A 19,314-nucleotide genomic window follows, 5' to 3' on the forward strand; every position below is an offset into this window, starting at 1 on the left:
GACATGAGCCGACCCTCGATCGATCCCCAGCGGCATGCCGAGCGCATGGCCGCCAAGCAGAAGATCATGAACGAGCGGATTGCCGCCGCCGACAAGGAGCAGGGCGTGCTGCTGGTGCTCACCGGCCCCGGCAAGGGCAAGAGCAGCTCCGGCTTCGGCATGGTCGCCCGCGCCTTGGGCCACGGCATGAAGGTGGGCGTGGTGCAGTTCATCAAGGGCGCTTTCAGCACCGGCGAGGAGGCCTTCTTCCGCGACCTGCCGGGGGTGGACTACCACGTCATGGGCGAGGGCTACACCTGGGATACCCAGGACCGCGAGCGCGACGTGCGCGCCGCCGAGGCGGCCTGGGCCGAGGCGCGACGCATGCTCGCGGATCCGGACTATGCGCTGGTGCTGCTCGACGAGCTCAATATCGCCCTGCGCCACGGCTACCTGGAGCTCGATGCCGTGCTCGACGACCTGCAGGCGCGCCCGCCCATGCAGCACGCGGTGGTCACCGGTCGCCACGCGCCGGATGCGCTGATCGAGCTGGCCGACACCGTCACCGAGATGAAGGTGGTCAAGCACGCCTTCAAGGATCAGGGCATCAAGGCTCAGAAGGGCGTAGAGCTGTAACGCGTCTTCCCGATGCGCCTCGAGGTGTACGCCGGGAGCGAGTCGTAGCGAGGGTCCTACGCCAGGGATGGCGTCGGTAGCGACCAGGGATGGGTTCACAGCGCCCTCGCGATGGTCCGGCACCCCGGGGCTCGGCCCCGGCGGAGCTCAGGCCCCCATGAGATTGTCAGGAGAGAGCGGCATGTCAGACCCGAACGGGCGATCCGATCACGCCTTCCCCGAGGCGCAGCGCGAGGGCCTCTATCGGGCCATCTTCGAGCGCCGCGACGTGCGCAGCCAGTTCCGTCCGGACCCGATTCCGCCCGAGGTGCTGGCGCGGCTGCTGGAGGCCGCCCACCATGCGCCTTCGGTGGGCTTCATGCAGCCCTGGGACTTCCTGCTGATCGATAGTCGCGAGGTGCGCGAGCGGGTGCACGACATCTTCGAGCGCGAGAACGCCCGGGCGGCCGAGGCCCACTCGGGCGAGCGCGGCGCGCTTTATCGGCGCCTCAAGCTCGAGGGCATCCTCGAGAGCCCGCTCAACCTCTGCATCACCTGCGACCGGGAGCGTGGCGGCGAGCACGTGCTGGGCCGCCAGAGCATCGTCGAGATGGATCTCTTCAGCACCTGCCTGGCGGTCCAGAACCTGTGGCTGGCAGCCCGCGCCGAGGGCATCGGTGTGGGCTGGGTCAGCATTCTCGACCAGCAGGACCTGGCCGAGGTGCTGGGCCTGCCGGCGCATGTTTATCCGCTCGCCTACCTGTGCTTGGGCTACGTCGACGACTTCCTCGACGGGCCGGAGCTCGCCCGGGCGGGCTGGCGGCAGCGCCTGCCGCTGGCCGATCGGGTGCACGGCAACGGCTGGCAGGCCCCACCGGCGGACGCGGCGCTCACACGCGCCGTCGATGCCCTGGCCCCCCGACAGTGAGGTCGCTGCCATGCCGACGCTGATGATCCAGGGCACCACCTCCGATGCCGGCAAGAGCACCGTGGTCGCGGGGCTCTGCCGGGCACTCTCCCGGCGGGGCATCTCGGTGGCGCCCTTCAAGCCCCAGAACATGGCGCTCAACAGCGCCGTGACGCCTGAGGGCGGCGAGATCGGCCGCTCCACGGCGCTGCAGGCCCGAGCCGCGGGCATCGCGCCCCACACCGACATGAACCCGGTGCTGCTCAAGCCCGAGAGCGACCGGGGCGCCCAGGTGATCCTCGACGGTCACGTCTACGGCCACATGGACGCGATCGACTATCACGCCTTCAAGCGCCAGGCGCGGGAGAGCGTGCTGGCAGCCTGGGAACGACTGTCGGCGCGATTCGACGTGATCATCGCCGAGGGGGCGGGCAGCCCCGCCGAGGTCAACCTGCGCGAGGGCGACATCGCCAACATGGGCTTCGCCGAGGCCGTCGACTGCCCGGTGCTGCTGGTCGGCGACATCGACCGCGGCGGCGTCTTCGCCCAGCTGGTGGGCACGCTCGCGCTGCTTTCAGAGACCGAGCAGGCGCGCACCAAAGGCTTCGTGATCAACCGCTTCCGCGGCGACATCGCCCTGCTCGAGCCCGGTCTCGACTGGCTCACCGCCCATACCGGCAAGCCGGTGCATGGCGTGCTGCCCTATCTGCAGGGTCTGCTGCTGGACGCCGAGGATGGGGTGGGGCTGGCCGGTCACGAAGCGGGCACGCCCGACCTGCGCGTCGTGGTGCCGGCGCTGCCGCGGATCAGCAACCACACCGACCTGGATCCGCTGCGCCTGCATCCGCGGGTGTCGCTGAGCATCGTCGGCCCGGACCGGCCGATTCCCCCCGCCGACGTGATCCTGCTGCCGGGCAGCAAGGCGACGGCCAGCGACCTCGCCTGGCTGCGCGCTCAGGACTGGGAGATGGCGATCCGCCGCCACCTGCGCTACGGCGGCCGGGTGCTCGGCATCTGCGGCGGCTTCCAGATGCTCGGCGAGGCCATCGACGACCCGGACGGCCTGGAAGGCCCCGCCGGCACCGTTCCGGGGCTGGGGCTACTGCCGATGCGCACCCGGATGGTGGCGGGCAAGCAGCTGCGCAACGTCGCCGGCACCCTCTTGGACACCCCAGCCGGGGAGGGCACGCCGGTGAGCGGTTACGAGATCCACAACGGCGTGAGCGAGGGGCCGGCCCTGGCCCGGCCGCTGATGGAGCTCGAGGGTCGACCGGACGGCGCCATCAGCGAGGACGGCCGGGTGTTGGGCACCTACCTGCATGGCCTCTTCGAGGAGGCGGGTGCCCGTGCGGCGCTGCTCGCCAGGCTCGGCCTGACCGGCGGGGCAGGGGAGGACGCCGCCGTGGACTTCGCCGCCCATCGCGAACGCGAACTCGACCGCCTGGCCGACGGCCTGGAGGCGAGTCTGGACATGGAGGCCATCTTGTCGCTGGTAGGCGGCGACGATCCTGTATCCCGTTATCGTTAGTTTTATATACAATAGCGTCCTCACAATGTGACGACGCGAGGCGGTAATGACGGCACAGAGCGGCACTTCCCGGGGCGATTCCACGACCTGGCAGTTCATCGGAGGGCTGGCGCTGCTGGTGGCGCTGGGCCTGAACCTGCGACCGCTGCTGGCGGCCGCCAGCCCGCTGATGGAGGAGATCCGCCTGGCCACCGGGCTCAGCTACACGGTGCTGGCCTGGCTGACCACCCTGCCGTTCCTCTGCATGGGGGCCGTGGCCCTCGCTAGCGGTCGCCTGCAGGCCTGGCTGGGCGAGCAGCGAGGCATCTCCCTGGCCCTGATGGCCATCGCGGTCGCCTGCGCGCTGCGCCAGGTCAACGGCAGCGGCGCGACCCTGCTCGCTACGGCGCTGCTGGGCGGCGCCGGCATCGCGCTGATCCAGGCGCTGGTGCCGGGGCTTGCCAAGCGCCGCTTCGGCCGGCACATGCCGCTCGCCATGGGCGTCTACTCCGCGGCGCTGATGTCCGGCGGCGGCCTGGCCGCCTGGGCGAGCCCCTGGCTGGCGAGCCTCGGCGGCTGGCAGCTGGGCGTGGGCCTGTGGTGGGTGCCGGCGCTGATCACCCTGCTGGCCTGGTGGTGGTTGTCGCGGCGTCCCCGCGCGCCGGAGCCGGCCTGGGTGGCCCTGGCCGGTCCGCGTCCCTGGCGGCTGCCCCGCGCCTGGCTGCTGGCGCTCTATTTCGGGGTGATCAACGCCGGCTACTCCAGCGTGGTCACCTGGCTGCCGGTCTACTACCGCGAGCTTGGCTGGAGCGCCTCGTCCAGCGGTCTGCTGCTGGCCTGGATGACCATCTTCCAGGTGATCGCCGCCCTGGCGATGCCGGCCCTGGCCCAGCGCCAGTCCCATGCGGATCGTCGCTGGCTGCTGGCCGTCAGCCTGCTGGCCCAGCTGACCGGTTACCTGGGGCTGATCCTGCTGCCCGGCCAGGGGGCGCTCGTCTGGGTGGCCATCGCCGGCTTCGGCCTGGGCTCCAGCTTTTCCATGGGCCTGATCCTGGCCCTGGATCACCTGCCCGATCCCCGCGCGGCTGGGCGCCTGGCCGCCTTCATGCAGGGCTTCGGCTTCATGCTCAATGCGCTCTCGCCCTGGATCAGCGGCGCCCTGCGCGAGGCCACCGGTGGCTTCCTGGCCGCCTGGGTGCTGCTGGCCCTCGGCGCGGCGGCGATGCTGCTGGTCACCCTGCGCTTCAACCCGCGCGACTACCCGCGGGTGATGGCGGGCGCCGTCGAGCGCGCCTAACTGCTCCTGGGCGCTCGCCCCGGCCGTGTGCCGGGCTAGCCCATGAAGCGCGGCGGGTCGTCGCTGATCACCGCGTCGACCCCCCAGGCCCAGCGCGGGGCGAAGGCGGCCGGATCGTTGGCGGTGTAGCAGAGCAGTCGGTAGCCGGCCTCGCTCACTTCCCGGGCGCGCGGCGCCTTGAGCCGCTTCCAGTCGGCATGCACGCTGCAGGCCTCTACCGCCTCGCAGCGACTCCGCCAGGCGCGACCGACCCCCTCGAAGAGTACCCCCAGCGACAGCGCCTCGGGCCCGGCGAGGGCGCGGGTATGGGCGAGGGCCGCATCATTGAAGGAGGAGAGAAGCCGGCGCGCTGGCGGCAGCGCCTCCATCACGGCGGGCAGGGCGGCCGCCACCAGGGCGCGAGGATCGCGGCCGCGATTGACCTTGAGCTCGAGGTTGACCCCCATGTCGAGCTCGTCGAGCAGGGCCAGCATCGCCTCGAGGGTGGCCATGGGTTCGCCCTTGAAGGCCTCGCCGAACCAGCCGCCGGCATCGAGGCGTCGCGCCGCGGCGAGATCCAGGTCGGCCAGCCGGCCGCGACGATCGGAGCAGCGCCGAAGGCCGGCGTCGTGCCAGATCACCGGGGTGCCGTCGCCGAGCAGCTGGACGTCGAGCTCCACCCAGCCGACGCCCGCGGCATGGGCGGCGCGCACGGCCGCGAGGGTGTTCTCCGGGGCCTGGGCGGAGAGGCCGCGATGGGCGATCAGACGGGGCAGGGCGAGCGCGGCGTCGGGCATGGGGCGATTCCTGGTCGGCGGGGCGGAAGGGACAGCCTAGCGCCATCGAGCGGCGACGGGAAACGCCCCCGCGCGCCGGACGCCGGGCGCGGCGCGATCGGGCCAGGATGTGGTAGGCTGCGCGCTTTCGATCCTGGCGCTGGCGCCAGACACACGACGATGCGAGGACCCCGAGATGAGAGTCGTGCACATCAAGAATCCCGAGCAGCGCGATGCCTGCCTGGCCCGGCTGTGTGCCGAGGCCTACGGCCAGGACGCCGGCCTCACGCCGCTGGCGACCTTCGCCGGCACCCTGGGCGTGCTGGTCAAGCAGGAGGCGGCCCGAGTGCTGGCCCTGGTCGACGATCAGTCGCGCCCGGTGGCGCTGGCCCTGCTGGTGCTCGATGAGGTCGGCAGCAGCATGACCGTGATGCTGCTGGCCGATCTCGATGGCGAGGCCGTGACCCGGCCGGCCGAGCGGCTGGTCGCCGAGCTGGCCCTCAAGGCGCCGCTGCGCGTCGATGCCGTGGGCCCCGAGCAGGAGGCGCGCTTCCGCGAGGCGGGCATCACCCGCTGGCTCGACGGCAAGGCCGGCGTGCGCATCGGCCTCGGCCCCAAGCATCCCGCCGCCTCCGTTGAGGAGCTGCCCCGGGCGCTGACCTTCGACGAGGCCTCGGTGATCCAGTCGTTCAAGCGCGACCGCGCGCTCTTCGACGACTACAAGGCGCGCTTCGTCCGCGGCCTGGAGTCCTTCCCCGCGACGCTCTAAGTCGCGTTGTCGGGCGACATGCATCGTCCACTTCTTGACCCCGGGGGTGTCCGGACGCTTGACTGTTGGGCTAATCCGTCAACGTCACAAGGACAATACCCCATGGCCCAGCGTATCCAGTTCGCCCGCACCGGCGGCCCCGAAGTCCTCGAGCTCGTCGATGTCACGCCGGCCGAGCCGGCCGCCGGTGAGGTACGCGTCCGCAACCAGGCGGTCGGCCTCAACTTCATCGACATCTACTTTCGCACCGGCCTCTATCCGGCGCCCGGCCTGCCCTCGGGGCTCGGCACCGAGGGCGCCGGCGTGGTCGATGCGCTGGGCGAGGGCGTCACCCACCTGGCGGTCGGCGATCGCGTGGCCTACGCCCAGGGGCCGCTCGGCGCCTACGCCGAGCAGCACGTGCTGCCGGCCGACAAGGTGGTGGCGCTGCCCGAGGCGATCGACGTCGAGACCGCCGCGGCCGCCATGCTCAAGGGCCTCACGGTGCAGTACCTGCTGCGCCAGACCTACCCCCTCAAGGGCGGCGAGACCATCCTCTGGCACGCCGCCGCCGGCGGGGTCGGCTCCATCGCCTGCCAGTGGGCGAAGGCGCTCGGCGTTAAGCTCATCGGCACCGTCAGCTCCCCGGAGAAGGCCGCGCTGGCCACCAAGAACGGTGCCTGGGCGACCATCGACTACACCAAGGAGGACGTGGTCGAGCGGGTGCGCGAGCTGACCGACGGCGCGATGTGCGACGTGGTCTATGACTCGGTGGGCAAGGATACCTGGGAGACGTCGCTTGACTGCGTGAAGAAGCGCGGCCTGATGGTCAGCTTCGGCAACGCCTCCGGCGCGGTGGAGGGGGTCAACATCGGCATCCTCAACCAGAAGGGGTCGCTCTTCGTCACGCGCCCGAGCCTCAACGGCTACGCCGACACCCGCGAGCGGCTGGAATGGATGGCCGGTGAGCTCTTCGCGATGCTCGAGAGCGGAGAGGTCACCATCGATATCTCGAATCGCTATCCGCTCGCCGAGGCGGGCGAGGCTCAGGCGGCCTTGGCCGCCCGGAAGACCACCGGCTCGACCATCCTGCTGCCCTGATCTGATCCCAGCCTGAGGCGCGGGCGGCGGCTACAGCGACTCGTTGAGCTCGCCGATCAGCTGCTCGCGCCGCTTGAGCGCGGTGAGTCCCTCGTCGCCGAGCCGGTTCGCCGCCTCGCAGAGCAGCCCCTCGGCCAGCAGCATGAAGGCGCACATGCTGTTGCTGAAGAAGAGGCTGTGGTCGGGCACCGGGAAGGCGAGGTGCGATACCCGGGCGAGCGGCGATCCCCGGGAGTCGGTCAGCGCGATCACGCGGATGCCCTGGCGCGCCGCGACCTCGGCCGTGGCCAGCACGCTGGGGGTGTAGGGAAAGCAGCTCGCTACCACCAGCACGTCCCCCGCCTCGAGCTGGGCCAGGGCGTCCGCCACCCCGTGGCGGACGGCGTCCAGCGGCGCCGCATCGGCGCGCAGCATGCCCAGGCCATAGGCCAGGAAGGAGGCCAGCGAGGCGAACTGGCGCATTCCGTGGACCCGCACGCGACGCGCCTCCACCAGTAGTCGCGCCGCCTCCGTGAAGGCCTCACCATCGATCCCCGCCACCGTGTCGGCGATGTTGGCGCTCTCCTGGCGGCCCAGCCGGGCCAGCCGGGCGAGGGCATCGTCATCCCCGTCGCTGTCCAGCAGGCGCGAGACCTGATCGCTGTAGAAGCTCTTCCCCTCGGTGACGTTGCGGCGAAACACCGCCTGCAGGCCGGCGAAGCCCTCGAAGCCCAGCCGCTGGGCCAGGCGCGACAGGGTCGAGGGGCTGACGCCCAGGCGCTCGGCCAGCTCGCTGATCGACGACACCGCGGCCTGCTGGGGCGCGGTGACCATCGCCGATAGCACCCGGCGCGAGCGCTTGCCCAGTCGCACCGTCCCCTCGCCCTGCTCGATGGTGGCGAGCAGATGCTCGAGGTCGCTGAGGGTGTCCGGTCGCTGGGGCGTGGGGAGCGTCATGGGGGTATCGGCGCGGCCTGGGGGATGAAGGTGGGGCATTGTAGCGCTCGTCGAGCGCGGCGTCAGGCCGCTGCCGAATAAATTTGCAAATATATTTGCGCTTTTGCAGAATGGCTATTGAATTTGCATATCCCGTGAGAGGGTCGCATGAGCCACGTATTCCACCGTCATCTGAAGCACTCGTACCCGACCGCCGTGGGCGGCGAGGGGCCCTACCTGATCGATGCCCAGGGCAAGCGCTACCTGGACGCCTGCGGCGGTGCCGCCGTCTCCTGCCTGGGCCACAGCGATGCCGACGTGATCGAGGCGGTGCGTGACCAGGTGGGCCGGCTCGCCTATGCCCACAGCTCCTTCTTCACCACCGAACCGATGGAGGCGCTGGCCGATTTCCTGGTCGAGCGCGCGCCGGAGGGGCTCTCGTCGGTCTATTTCGTCTCGGGCGGCTCCGAGGCGGTGGAGGCGGCGCTGAAGCTGGCGCGCCAATACTACATCGAGCGCGGCGAGCCCCAGCGCCGGCACCTGATCGCCCGGCGCCAGAGCTATCACGGCAACACCCTGGGGGCGCTTGCCACCGGCGGTAACGCCTGGCGCCGGCAGCAGTTCGAGCCGCTACTGGTCGAGGTGAGCCACGTCAGCCCCTGCTACGCCTATCGCGACCAGGCCCCCGGCGAGACCCCGGAGGCCTACGGCGAGCGCCTGGCCGCGGAGCTCGAGGCCGAGATCCAGCGCCTGGGGCCGGAGAACGTGATGGCCTTCGTCGCCGAGCCGGTGGTCGGCGCTACCCTCGGCGCGGTGCCCGCGGTGCCGGGCTACTTCAGGCGGGTGCGCGAGATCTGCGATCGCCACGGCATCCTGTTGATCCTCGACGAGGTGATGTGTGGCATGGGGCGCACCGGTACCCTCCTCGCCGCTGAGCAGGAGGGCGTGACCGCCGACCTGGTGACCATCGCCAAGGGCCTCGGGGCCGGCTACCAGCCGATCGGCGCGACCCTGGTCAGCGAGCGGATTCGCGCGGCCATCGCCGAGGGCTCGGGCTTCTTCCAGCACGGCCACACCTACATCGGCCACGCCACCGCCTGCGCCGCCGCCCTGGCCGTGCAGCGCGCCGTCGAGGAGCGCGGGCTGCTGGATCGTGTCGTGCGCCTGGGCGAGGGGCTCCAGCAGCGCCTCGAGGTGCGCTTCGGCGACCATCCCCACGTCGGCGACATTCGCGGCCGGGGGCTCTTCCGCGGGCTCGAGCTGGTCGCCGAGCGCGACGCCAAGACGCCCTTCGACCCCGAGCGCAAGCTGCACGCGGCGGTCAAGCGTGCCGCCATGGACGAGGGCCTGATGTGCTACCCGATGGGCGGCACCCTGGACGGCCGCCGCGGCGACCACATCCTGCTGGCCCCGCCCTTCATCCTCGACGACGCCCAGCTGGACGAGATCGTCGACAAGCTCGACGCCGCCCTTGCGCGCGTCCTCACCCACTCGTAATGGAGCCCCGCCCGATGTCGATCGACTCCCGCCTCTCTCCCCTGGACGAGGCCAGCATGGCGCCCGACCAGCGCCGCGTGCTGGACGCCATCCTGAGCGGCCCCCGCGGCAACCTGGACGGCCCCTTCTTGGCCTGGATCCACAGCCCGGCACTGGCCGATCACGCCCAGCGCCTCGGCGCCTTCTGCCGCTATGACACGCGTCTGGAGCTGCGGCTCACCGAGCTGGCAATCCTCTTCACCGCGTCCTGGTGGCAGTCCCAGGCCGAGTGGCAGATCCACGCGCCCATCGCCCGCGAGGCCGGGGTCAGCGAGGCGGTGATCGAGGCGCTCCAGGCGGGGCGCGAGCCCGAGTTCGAGCGCGACGACGAGGCGCTGATCTATCGCCTGGGCAAGACGCTCTACACCACCCGCCGCGTCGACGAGGCGCTCTACGCCGAGGCAGTGGCGGCCTTCGGCGAACCGGCGGTGGTTGAGCTGGTGGGGGTGTTCGGCTACTACGCCCTGGTGGCCATGACCCTCAACGTCTTCGAGGTGCGCCGGGGCACGGAACCCCTGCCGTTCGCCGAGCCTTGACGGGCGGTCGCGCAGGGAAATCGCGGTTCGGTCTGGATCGATGGCCAGGCGGTCGTCATCCTTGAGGACGTTACCCATCTCGAGCACAAGGACCCGACCGATGAGCCCGACCCTGCCCGCACTGACCGACGCCCGTCTCTCCCTGGAGGGGCGGGTGGCCACTCTGACCCTGGACCGCCACGACGTTCGCAATGCCCTGACCGGCACGGCCCTGGTCGACGACATCCTCGCCGTGGCCGACTGGGTGAACGCCTGCGAGGCGGTCTCGGTGCTGGTGATCACCGGGGCGGGCAGCGCCTTCTGTGCCGGCGGCAACGTCAAGGACATGGCCGAGCGTGGCGGCGACTTCGAAGGTAGTGTCGCCGAGGTGGCCGACCGCTACCGCCGGGGCATCCAGCGCCTGCCGCTCGCCCTGCAGGGCGTGGAGGTGCCGATCATCGCCGCGGTCAATGGCCCGGCGATCGGCGCCGGCTTCGACCTGGCCAACATGGCGGACCTTCGCCTCGCCTCCCGCATGGCCAGGTTCGGCGAGACCTTCCTCAACCTGGGGATCATCCCCGGCGACGGCGGCGCCTGGTTCCTGCAGCGGCTCATCGGCTACCAGCGGGCCTTCGAGCTGACGCTCACCGGGCGAGTGATCGACGCCGAGCAGGCTCGCGACTACGGCATCGTGCTGGAGGTGACCGAGCCCGAGGCGCTGATGGACAGGGCCCAGGCGCTCGCCGGACAGATCGCTGCCCAGCCGCCCAGGGCCACCCGCCTGACCAAGCGGCTGATGAAGCGCGCTGATCGCATGGCGCTGCCCGACTTTCTCGACCTCTGCGCAACCTTCCAGGGGATGTGCCACAACGAGCCTGAGCACCTGGACGCCGTCCACGCCATGCTGGAGACGATGGCCAGGAAGTGAGCCCTGGGGGCATCGCCTCGCGAGACCAGCCTGCGGCGTCCGATCTCGCGGCCCCCGGGCTCTCGATAGCCAACCAGGCGCCGGGTGTCGCGTCGTTGGCCTGGGCAGGCGGGAAACGCTGGCTTTTCCCGGCCTCGGCTGTTGTGCTGATATCATCCTGACGGCACAGGGAGGTGATCGGAGATGAGCGACAGCACCCAGGTGTTCCTGGTTCTCGGCGCGACGCTGGCGGCCTTCGTATGGGGCCGCTTCCGCTACGACCTTGTGGCGCTGGGTGCGCTGCTGGCCTCCGTGCTGCTGGGTCTGGTGCCCACCGACGAGGCCTTCTACGGCTTCGGCCATCCCGCCGTGATTACCGTCGCCGCGGTGCTGGTGCTCAGCCGCGGCTTCGAGCGATCCGGGCTCGTCGACCTGATCGCCGAGCAGGCCCTCAAGGTCGGCGACCGCCTGATCCTGCAGATGCTGGTGCTCTCCGGCACCGTACTGGTGCTCTCCGGGGTGATGAACAACGTCGGCGCCCTGGCGCTGATGCTGCCGGTGGCGATCCGCATGGCGCGGGAGCATGATAGCCCGCCCTCGCTGCTGCTGATGCCGCTGGCCTTCGGCTCCTTGCTCGGCGGCCTTACCACCCTGATCGGCACCCCGCCCAATATAATCATCTCCAGCTACCGTCATGAGGCGGTGGGGGAGAGCTTCGGCATGTTCTCCTTCTTTCCCGTCGGTGCCAGCGTGGCCCTGGTCGGCCTGGCCTTCATCGTGCTGGTCGGCTGGCGCCTGGTGCCCCAGCGAGCCGGCAAGGCCTCCACGGAGGAGATGTTCGACACCGCCCACTACCTGGTGGAGCTGCGCGTGCCCGAGGACGGCAAGGCGGTGGGCTGGTCGCTGCGCGACCTGCATCAGGCCCTGGAGGAGAGCATCCCGGTGCTGGCGGTGGTGCGCGGCGACAAGCGCCATGCCGGCCACGCCTTCCACGGCACCCTCGATGAGGGCGACATCCTGCTGGTGGAGGCCGGGCCCGAGGAGATGACGCTGATCGAGGACAAGGCGGGCCTGGTGGTCGGCCCCGAGCCGCCGCCGGAGGACGAGGCACAGGAGGGCGAGTCACAGGAGAGCGAGGCGCCCGCCGCGTCGCGCGAGGCCCCCCAACAGGAAGCTGAGTCGCAGGGCGAGGAGAATCAGGACGAGGAGTCGCAGGACAAGGAGAAGGAGGCACAGGGGGCCTCGGTGGATACCGAGGGCCTGCAGCTGGTCGAGGCGGTGGTGCGCAACGACTCCATGATGATCCACCGCACCGTCACCCAGCTGCGCCTGCACAACCAGTTCGGCCTGCACCTGGTGGCGGTGGCCCGGGATGGCGGCCGCCTCAACCAGCGCCTGCGCGACATCCGCTTCCGGGCCGGGGACGTGCTGCTGCTGCAGGGCGGCGAGGGCGAGATCGGCGAGAGCCTCACCACCCTGGGCTGCCTGCCGCTGGCCAGCCGCAACCTGACCCTGGGCCGGCCGCGCATGCTGGCGGTCTCGGTGGCCATCTTCGCGGTGGCGGTGATCGCCATGGTGCTGGACCTGCTGCCCTCGTCGGTGGCCCTGACCGGCGCCGCCCTGGCCTCGCTGATGGTGGGCGTGCTGTCGCTGCGCGAGGCCTACCAGGCCATCGACGGTCCGGTGATCGTGCTGCTGGGGGCGATGATCCCGGTGGGGCAGGCGCTGGAGACCAGCGGCGGGGCCGCCCTGATCGCCGATACCCTGCTGGCCATGGGCCGCGAGTGGCCGGTGGTGGCGATCCTGGTGGGACTGTTTCTGATCTGCACGCTGCTCTCCAACGTGGTCAACAACGCCGCGGCGGCGCTGCTGATGGCGCCCATAGCGGCGAGCCTCGCCAAGGGCTTCGGCGTCTCCCTGGATCCCTTCCTGATGGTGGTGGCGATCAGCGCCTCCTGCGCCTTCCTCACCCCCATCGGCCACCAGTCCAACACCCTGGTGATGGGCCCGGGCGGCTATCGCTTTGGTGACTACTGGAAACTGGGGCTGCCGCTGACCCTGGTGGTGATGGCGGTGGCGATACCGCTGATCCTGATCGTCTGGCCGCTGTAGCCTTGAGCAAGAACGCATCCCGCGCAGGTATAGGTCGACGAGAGGGCGCTGTAAATACTTCCCTGTACGCTACCGATGCCCTGCGGCGCTCCCGCGTCCCTCTCCGCTTGCAGGGCCGGTGCTGATCATCCCTGGCCAGCCCGTTCGAAGCAGTGCTCCTCATCCCGGGCATAGGGCTCCTCTTTGATCTATTCCGCCGCACGGGCGTGGTTCCACGTCCACCGGGATACGCCTGCGAGGGGGCGCTGTGAATACTTCCCTGTACGCTACCGATGCCATCCATGGCATCGGACCCCCTCTTTGGCGTATCCCGGCGCTCGCTAGTCTTCGGTGGCAACGGCTCAGGCCGGCTGGTGGCGCAGCACCTTGGTCTTGTCGGTGACGAAGGCGTCGTAGGCGAAGTCGTCGACGGTGAGCAGCTCCAGCACCGCGGCCTCGCGCTCCTGCATGAAGGTGGCGTCCTCCTCGCTGATCAGCTCTTCCGCCAGGGCGGCCTCGACCCGCTGTTCCGGATGCAGCGCCTCGGCCGGCAGCTGGCCCTTGGCGTAGGCCTTGTTGACTAGGCGATAGAGCGCCTCGGCGCGTTCCTGGCTCGCCAGCAGGGCGTTGTAGCGGGCCAGCGGGTTGTCCCGGCTGCCATCGTTCTCCTGCCAGGTGGCGTCGAGAAGGTGGCGGCGCAGGGGCGTATCCCGTGAGACGGCCTGGGCGATCTCGTGGGTCAGCGTGTCCTCGGGGCGCTTCCAGCGCCGGCCCGTCGGCATCACGATGACGCGCAGCGCGCGGCCCAGGGCGCGGCTCGGCAGGTTGTCGAAGAGCTCATCCAGGGCCTGTTCGGCGCGGCCCAGCAAGAAGCGGCAGCCATAGTGCAGTAGTGCCGCCTCGCCCTCGACCTTCTGGCCCTCGTGCCACTGCTTGAGCGTCATCGAGGCGAGGTAGAGGTTGGAGAGCACGTCGCCGAGGCGCGCCGAGAGCATCTCGCGCTGCTTGAGCTGCGAGCCGAGGCTCGCCATGGCAGCGTCGGCGCAGAGCCCGAAGCCGGCGGAGAGCCGCGCGATGTCCCGGGCGTAGGGGGCGGCGATCTCGTCGAAGGGCACGCTCGGCCGGCCGAGCCCCAGGCCCTGGGTGAGGGCGCGGGCGGCGTTGCCGAAGATCAGTCCGGCGTGCCCGAAGAAGGCCCGGTCGAAGGCCGCGAGGTCGTCGGCGTCCTTGGCGGCCAGCTCCTCGAGCACGAAGGGGTGGCAGCGGATGGCACCCTGGCCGAAGATCATCAGGTTGCGGGTCATGATGTTGGCGCCCTCGACGGTGATCGCCACCGGGTTGGCGCTGTAGCCGATGCCGAGGTAGTTGCGCGGCCCCAGGGTCACCGCCTTGCCGCCGTGGATGTCCATGGCGTCGCCGAGGATTACCCGCTGGAACTCGGTGAGCTGGCTCTTGAGGATCGCCGAGGGCACCGCTGGCTTCTCGCCGTGGTCGATGGTGTTGGCGGTCTGGTAGACCGCGGCCCGGGAGACGTAGGCCAGTGCGGCCATGCGCGCCAGGGGCTCCTGGACGCCCTCCATCTCGGCCACCGGCACGTTGAACTGGCGGCGGATCCGGGCGAAGCCGCCGCTCCAGCCCAGGGCGTAGCGGGCGGTGCCGGTGGCGCCGGAGGGCAGGGTGATGCAGCGGCCGATGGAGAGGCACTCGACCAGCATCCGCCAGCCCTGGCCGATCATCTCCGGCCCGCCGATGATGGTATCGAGCGGTACGAAGACGTCGTGGCCCTTGATCGGGCCGTTCAGGAAGGGGCTGCCGATGGGGTGGTGGCGACGTCCGATCTCCATGCCGTCGGTCTCACGGGGGATCAGCGCCAGGGTGATGCCGCGATCCTCCTCGTCGCCGAGCAGGTGGTCGGGATCGAAAAGCCGGAAGGCCAGGCCCACGACGCTGGCGATGGGCGCCAGGGTGATCCAGCGCTTCTCGAAGTTCAGCCGGAGGCCGAGGACCTCCTCGCCGTCGACCAGCTGCTTGCACACCACGCCTGTGTCGGGGAGGGCCGTGGCATCGCTGCCGGCCCGCGGGCCGGTCAGGCCGAAGCAGGGGATCTCGCGGCCGTCGGCCAGGCGCGGCAGGTAGTGGTCCTTCTGCTGCTCGGTGCCGTACTTGAGCAGCAGCTCGCCCGGCCCCAGGGAGTTGGGCACGCCCACGGTGACCATCAGCGTCTCGCTGATCGAGAGCTTCTGCAGCACCAGGGACTGCGCCTTGGCCGAGAAGCCCAGGCCGCCGTAGGCCTTGGGGATGATCATGCCGAAGAAGCCTTCCTGCTTCAGGTAGTCCCAGAGCTCCTGGGGCAGGTCGGCGCGTTCCCGGGCGATCTCCCAGGCGTTGCACATGCCGGCGGCCACGCTGCACTGGTGATCGAGGAAGGCGCGCTCCTCATCGGAGAGCCCCTCGTCGCGATAGTCGAGCAGCTTGTTCCAGTCGGGGCGACCGGTGAAGAGCTCGCCGTCCCAGGCCACGCTGCCTGCCTCGAGCGCGGTACGCTCGGTGTCCGAGACCCGGGGGGCGACCTTCTTGAACATCGCGAAGAGCCGTGGCGTCAGCCAGCGGCTGCGCAGGGTGGGCAGGCCGCAGGCGGCGATAGCCGCGGCGGCGACCAGCAGCAGTACGCTGAGGATCGACGCGCCGGCGACCAGGCCGACGAGGCCGAGCCCCGCGGTCACGGCCAGGGCGGGCAGGGCGCCGGCCTCCCGGCGCATCACGATGAGCAGGCCGGTGACGGCCAGCACGAGCAGGATCAGGGTCAGCATGGTGGGCTCCGACGGATTCGAACACTTGTTTGAATGCCCTCAGCCTAGCGCATCCTGAGCCCCTCAGCCAATCCCTTCGATGCGGTTTTCCTTCGACCTTCCTCCATTCGCTTCATGTGGCGGATCGTTCAACGCAAGCCGCCCCGCACGGGGGCGGGGCGGTTCGGTGTTGCTCGGCGAACCGATCAGGCAGTTCGGCGCATCGGTTCCTGCTGGGCGGGGGCGTCGCCCGCCACGTAGTAGGGGGCATCGCTTTTCGGCAGCGGTTCGCGGCCGCGGATCTTGTCGGCCATCTTTTCGGCGAGCATGATCGTCGGCGCGTTGAGGTTGCCGGTGGGGATCACCGGGAACAGCGAGGCGTCGACCACCCGCAGGCCTTCCAGGCCGTGGACTCGGCCGGCGCCGTCGACCACGGCATCGTCCCCCTCGCCCATGCGGCAGCTGCCGCAGGGGTGATAGGCGGTCTCGGCATGCGCCTTGACGAAAGCGTCGAGCGCGTCATCGGACTGCACGTCCGGTCCCGGGGAGACCTCCCGGCCGCGGTAGTCGTCGAAGGCCGGCTGGGCGATGATCTCGCGGGTCAGGCGGATGGCGTCGCGGAACTCCTGCCAGTCCTTGTCGGTGGACATGTAGTTGAACAGTATCGAGGGTGCAGCCTCGGGATCGCGGGAGGTCAGGCGCACGCGGCCGCGGCTCTCCGAGCGCATGGAGCCGACGTGGGCCTGGAAGCCGTGGGCCTGCACCGCGCTCTTGCCGTTGTAGCTGATGGCGATGGGCAGGAAGTGGTACTGCAGGTTGGGCCACGCCTCCTCGTCGCTCGAGCGGATGAAGCCCGCCGCCTCGAACTGGTTGCTGGCGCCCACGCCGGTGCCGAGGAAGAGCCACTCGGCGCCGATCTTCGGCTGGTTGTACCACTTCAGCGCCGGGTAGAGCGAGATCGGCTGGGTGCACTCGTACTGGATGTACATCTCCAGGTGATCCTGCAGGTGCGCGCCGACGTTCTCGTTGACCTTGACCGCCTCGATGCCGAACTCGTCGAGCACCTCCCTGGGGCCCACGCCGGAGCGCTGCAGGATCTGCGGCGAGGCGATGGCGCCGGCGCACAGCAGCACCTCGCGGCGCGCCTTGACCGTCTGGGGCTTGCCGTGACGCGCGTAGCGCACGCCAGTGGCGCGCGTGCCCTCGAAGGTGATGACGTCGGTGATCGCGCGGGTCTCGATGGTCAGGTTCGCCCGGCCCTTGGCCTGGTCGAGGTAGCCCCGGGCGGTGGAGGCGCGTCGCCCGTTGGGGGTGACGAAGCGGTCCATGGGGCCGAAGCCCTCCTGCTGGTAGCCGTTGACGTCCTCGGTAGCCGGGTAGCCGGCCTGCTGGCCCGCCTCGATGAAGGCGTGATAAAGCGGGTTGTTGCCTTCCTTCGGGGTGGTCACGCTGACCGGGCCGTCGCCGCCATGGTAGGCGTTGGGCCCGATGTCGCGGGTCTCGGCCTTCCTGAAGTAGGGCAGGCAGTCGGCGTAGGTCCAGTCCGCCAGGCCCGGCTGCTTGGCCCAGCCGTCATAGTCCAGAGCGTTGCCGCGGATGTAACACATGCCGTTGATCAGCGAGGAGCCGCCGAGGCCCTTGCCGCGGCCGCACTCCATGCGCCGGCCGTCCATGTGGGGCTCCGGGTCGGTCTCGAAGGCCCAGTTGTAGCGCTTGCCCTGCAGCGGATAGGCCAGGGCGGCGGGCATCTGGGTGCGGAAGTCGAAACGGTGATCGGGGCCGCCGGCCTCGAGCAGCAGCACGCTGACGTCCGGGTCCTCGGTCAGGCGGGTGGCCAGGACGTTGCCGGCGGAGCCGGCGCCGATGATGACGTAATCGAATTCACGGGACGGTGACATGGAGCCTCCCTGAAACAGTCAAAAGGGTCAGGTGGCAAGCGGCGCAGTGATCGCTTGCCGGTCAGAAACGCCAGTGGCCCCGCGTTCCTTTCGTGCGCTGTTAAGAATGCCGGAGGGGACGTCTCCGGTGCCGGTCGGGAGGCGCCCCGGGGATCGCTCGGAGAGGAGGTCCGACGCCAGGGATGGCGTCGGTAGCGCCCATGGATGGGTTCACAGCGCCTCCTCGCAGGGCGGTCCCCGGAGAAGCGCCTTGCTTCCCAGGGCCTCAGCTCGGCCTCAGAACACCGATTCGAAGGGCCCCATCTCGACCTGCACCGACTTGGTCTGGGTGTAGTGGGCCAGGGTCTCGATGCCGTTCTCGCGGCCCACGCCGGACTGCTTGTAGCCGCCCACGGGCATCTCGGCCGGGGACTCGCCCCAGGTGTTAATCCAGCAGATGCCGGCCTCCAGGCGCCGGATCACGCGGTGGGCACAATTGAGCCCCTCGGTGAAGATGCCTGCGGCCAGGCCGTATTCGGTGTCGTTGGCGCGGCGGATCACCTCCTCCTCGTCGTCGAAGGCCAGCACGGACATCACCGGGCCGAAGATCTCCTCGCGCACGATGCGCATCTCGTCGGTGCAGTCGGTGAAGATGGTCGGGGCGGCCCAGGCGCCGTTGGCATAGTCACCCTGGGACCAGGCCTCACCGCCGGCCAGCACCCGGGCGCCTTCCTGCTGGCCCAGCGTGATGTAGGCGAGCACCTTCTCCTGGTGCTCGAAGCTCACCAGCGGGCCGAAGTTGACGTTCGGGTCCATGGGATCGCCGGCGCGGATGCGCGCCACCCGCTCGACCAGCTTCTCCTCGAAGGCCGCCTTGACGGCGCGATCGACGAAGACCCGGGTGCCGTTGGTGCAGATCTGCCCGCTGGAGTAGAAGTTGGCCATCATCGCGGCATCGGCGGCGCGGTCCAGGTCGGCATCGGCGAAAACGATCAGCGGCGACTTGCCGCCGAGCTCCATGGTCACGTCCTTGAGGGTCGAGCCGCCGGCCGCGGCCATCACCTTGCGGCCGGTGCCCGCCTCGCCGGTGAACGAGATCTTGTCGATACCGCGGTGGCCGGTGAGCATCTCCCCGACTCGGGCATCGCCTTGGACCACGTTGAAGACGCCGTCGGGCAGGCCGGCCTCGCTGAAGATCTCGGCCAGGATCATGGTGGTCAGCGGGGTGACTTCGCTGGGCTTGAAGACCACGGCGTTGCCGGCGGCCAGCGCCGGGGCGCTCTTCCAGCAGGCGATCTGGATCGGGTAGTTCCAGGCGCCGATGGCGCCGATCACGCCCAGCGGCTCGCGCCGGGTGTAGACGAAGGAATCCTCGCGTAGCGGGATCTGGGCGCCCTCCAGCGCCGGGGCCAGGCCGGCGTAGTACTCGAGCACGTCGGCGCCGGTGACGACATCCACCGCCGCGGTCTCGCTGATCGGCTTGCCGGTGTTGCGGGTCTCGAGCTCGGCGATCTCGTCATTGCGCTCGCGCAGCAGCGCGACGGCGCGATAGAGGATGCGGCCACGCTCCATGCCGCTCATCGCGCCCCAGGCCTGCTGGCCACGGCGAGCCGCGGCCACGGCGGCGTCCACGTCGGCCGCGGCGGCCTGGGGCACCTCGGCGAGCAGCGAGCCGTCGAAGGGGTTGACCACGGGGAAGGTCTCGCCCGAGGTGGCGGCCGTGTGACGGCCGTCGATGTAGAGGGTCTGGGGGGCGGAAGATGCCATGCTGACCT

At 70.2% G+C, this 19,314-nt stretch carries 15 protein-coding genes; 10 read left to right on the forward strand and 5 right to left on the reverse strand.

Annotated features, from left to right (window positions below; genetic code table 11):
• The first annotated feature begins 3 nt into the window (after positions 1-3).
• The 4 genes from cobO (at position 4) to ABE957_RS02220 (ending at position 4,305) form a co-directional block, all read left to right on the forward strand.
• A complete protein-coding gene (cobO, locus tag ABE957_RS02205) occupies positions 4-615 on the forward strand; it encodes a cob(I)yrinic acid a,c-diamide adenosyltransferase (RefSeq protein ID WP_349757047.1) in 612 nt (203 codons plus the stop codon).
• Positions 616-796: 181 nt separating this feature from the next.
• Positions 797-1,522 carry a 5,6-dimethylbenzimidazole synthase gene (gene bluB / locus ABE957_RS02210; protein ID WP_349757048.1) on the forward strand — a complete coding sequence of 242 codons (726 nt, stop codon included), beginning with the start codon at positions 797-799 and terminating at the stop codon, positions 1,520-1,522.
• Between the two features lie 10 nt (positions 1,523-1,532).
• Positions 1,533-3,029 (forward strand): cobyric acid synthase, encoded by a 1,497-nt coding sequence (locus ABE957_RS02215; protein WP_349757049.1) that lies wholly within the window; start codon positions 1,533-1,535, stop codon positions 3,027-3,029.
• 46 nt (positions 3,030-3,075) lie between these two features.
• Positions 3,076-4,305 carry a CynX/NimT family MFS transporter gene (locus ABE957_RS02220; RefSeq protein WP_349757050.1) on the forward strand — a complete coding sequence of 410 codons (1,230 nt, stop codon included), beginning with the start codon at positions 3,076-3,078 and terminating at the stop codon, positions 4,303-4,305.
• Positions 4,306-4,340: 35 nt separating this feature from the next.
• Here the strand turns inward: ABE957_RS02220 and ABE957_RS02225 are convergent, their stop codons facing one another.
• Complete coding sequence (locus ABE957_RS02225; protein WP_349757051.1) at positions 4,341-5,081, reverse strand: glycerophosphodiester phosphodiesterase family protein; 741 nt, start codon at positions 5,079-5,081, stop codon at positions 4,341-4,343.
• Between the two features lie 175 nt (positions 5,082-5,256).
• Between ABE957_RS02225 and ABE957_RS02230 the strand changes: the two genes are divergently transcribed.
• Both ABE957_RS02230 and ABE957_RS02235 read left to right on the forward strand, forming a co-directional pair.
• A complete protein-coding gene (locus tag ABE957_RS02230) occupies positions 5,257-5,829 on the forward strand; it encodes a hypothetical protein (RefSeq protein WP_349757052.1) in 573 nt (190 codons plus the stop codon).
• Positions 5,830-5,931: 102 nt separating this feature from the next.
• Positions 5,932-6,909: an NADPH:quinone reductase gene (locus tag ABE957_RS02235; RefSeq protein ID WP_349757053.1), complete on the forward strand. Its 978-nt coding sequence runs from the start codon at positions 5,932-5,934 to the stop codon at positions 6,907-6,909.
• 30 nt (positions 6,910-6,939) lie between these two features.
• Here ABE957_RS02235 and ABE957_RS02240 read toward each other — a convergent pair whose 3' ends face one another.
• Positions 6,940-7,845 carry a MurR/RpiR family transcriptional regulator gene (locus ABE957_RS02240; protein WP_349757054.1) on the reverse strand — a complete coding sequence of 302 codons (906 nt, stop codon included), beginning with the start codon at positions 7,843-7,845 and terminating at the stop codon, positions 6,940-6,942.
• Between the two features lie 147 nt (positions 7,846-7,992).
• Here ABE957_RS02240 and ABE957_RS02245 point away from each other — a divergent pair, with 147 nt between their 5' ends.
• The 4 genes from ABE957_RS02245 (at position 7,993) to ABE957_RS02260 (ending at position 12,894) form a co-directional block, all read left to right on the forward strand.
• Positions 7,993-9,321 carry an aspartate aminotransferase family protein gene (locus tag ABE957_RS02245; protein ID WP_349757055.1) on the forward strand — a complete coding sequence of 443 codons (1,329 nt, stop codon included), beginning with the start codon at positions 7,993-7,995 and terminating at the stop codon, positions 9,319-9,321.
• A gap of 14 nt (positions 9,322-9,335) precedes the next feature.
• Positions 9,336-9,896 carry a carboxymuconolactone decarboxylase family protein gene (locus ABE957_RS02250; protein ID WP_349757056.1) on the forward strand — a complete coding sequence of 187 codons (561 nt, stop codon included), beginning with the start codon at positions 9,336-9,338 and terminating at the stop codon, positions 9,894-9,896.
• A 100-nt stretch (positions 9,897-9,996) separates the two neighbouring features.
• Positions 9,997-10,803 (forward strand): enoyl-CoA hydratase-related protein, encoded by an 807-nt coding sequence (locus tag ABE957_RS02255; RefSeq protein WP_349757057.1) that lies wholly within the window; start codon positions 9,997-9,999, stop codon positions 10,801-10,803.
• Positions 10,804-10,986: 183 nt separating this feature from the next.
• Positions 10,987-12,894, forward strand: a complete 1,908-nt coding sequence (locus tag ABE957_RS02260; RefSeq protein ID WP_349757058.1) for an SLC13 family permease — start codon at positions 10,987-10,989, stop codon at positions 12,892-12,894.
• Positions 12,895-13,235: 341 nt separating this feature from the next.
• On the opposite strand, the gene ABE957_RS02265 is transcribed toward ABE957_RS02260, so the two are convergent.
• From ABE957_RS02265 to betB, 3 genes are all read right to left on the reverse strand, one after another.
• Positions 13,236-15,683 carry an acyl-CoA dehydrogenase gene (locus tag ABE957_RS02265; RefSeq protein ID WP_349757059.1) on the reverse strand — a complete coding sequence of 816 codons (2,448 nt, stop codon included), beginning with the start codon at positions 15,681-15,683 and terminating at the stop codon, positions 13,236-13,238.
• 185 nt (positions 15,684-15,868) lie between these two features.
• Positions 15,869-17,560: a choline dehydrogenase gene (gene betA / locus ABE957_RS02270; protein WP_349757060.1), complete on the reverse strand. Its 1,692-nt coding sequence runs from the start codon at positions 17,558-17,560 to the stop codon at positions 15,869-15,871.
• Positions 17,561-17,836: 276 nt separating this feature from the next.
• Positions 17,837-19,306 (reverse strand): betaine-aldehyde dehydrogenase, encoded by a 1,470-nt coding sequence (betB, locus tag ABE957_RS02275; RefSeq protein ID WP_349757061.1) that lies wholly within the window; start codon positions 19,304-19,306, stop codon positions 17,837-17,839.
• Between the last annotated feature and the right edge of the window lie 8 nt (positions 19,307-19,314).

Source organism: Halomonas pelophila, assembly GCF_040196315.1.
In the GTDB taxonomy this organism is placed as follows: Bacteria; Pseudomonadota; Gammaproteobacteria; order Pseudomonadales; family Halomonadaceae; genus Halomonas; species Halomonas pelophila.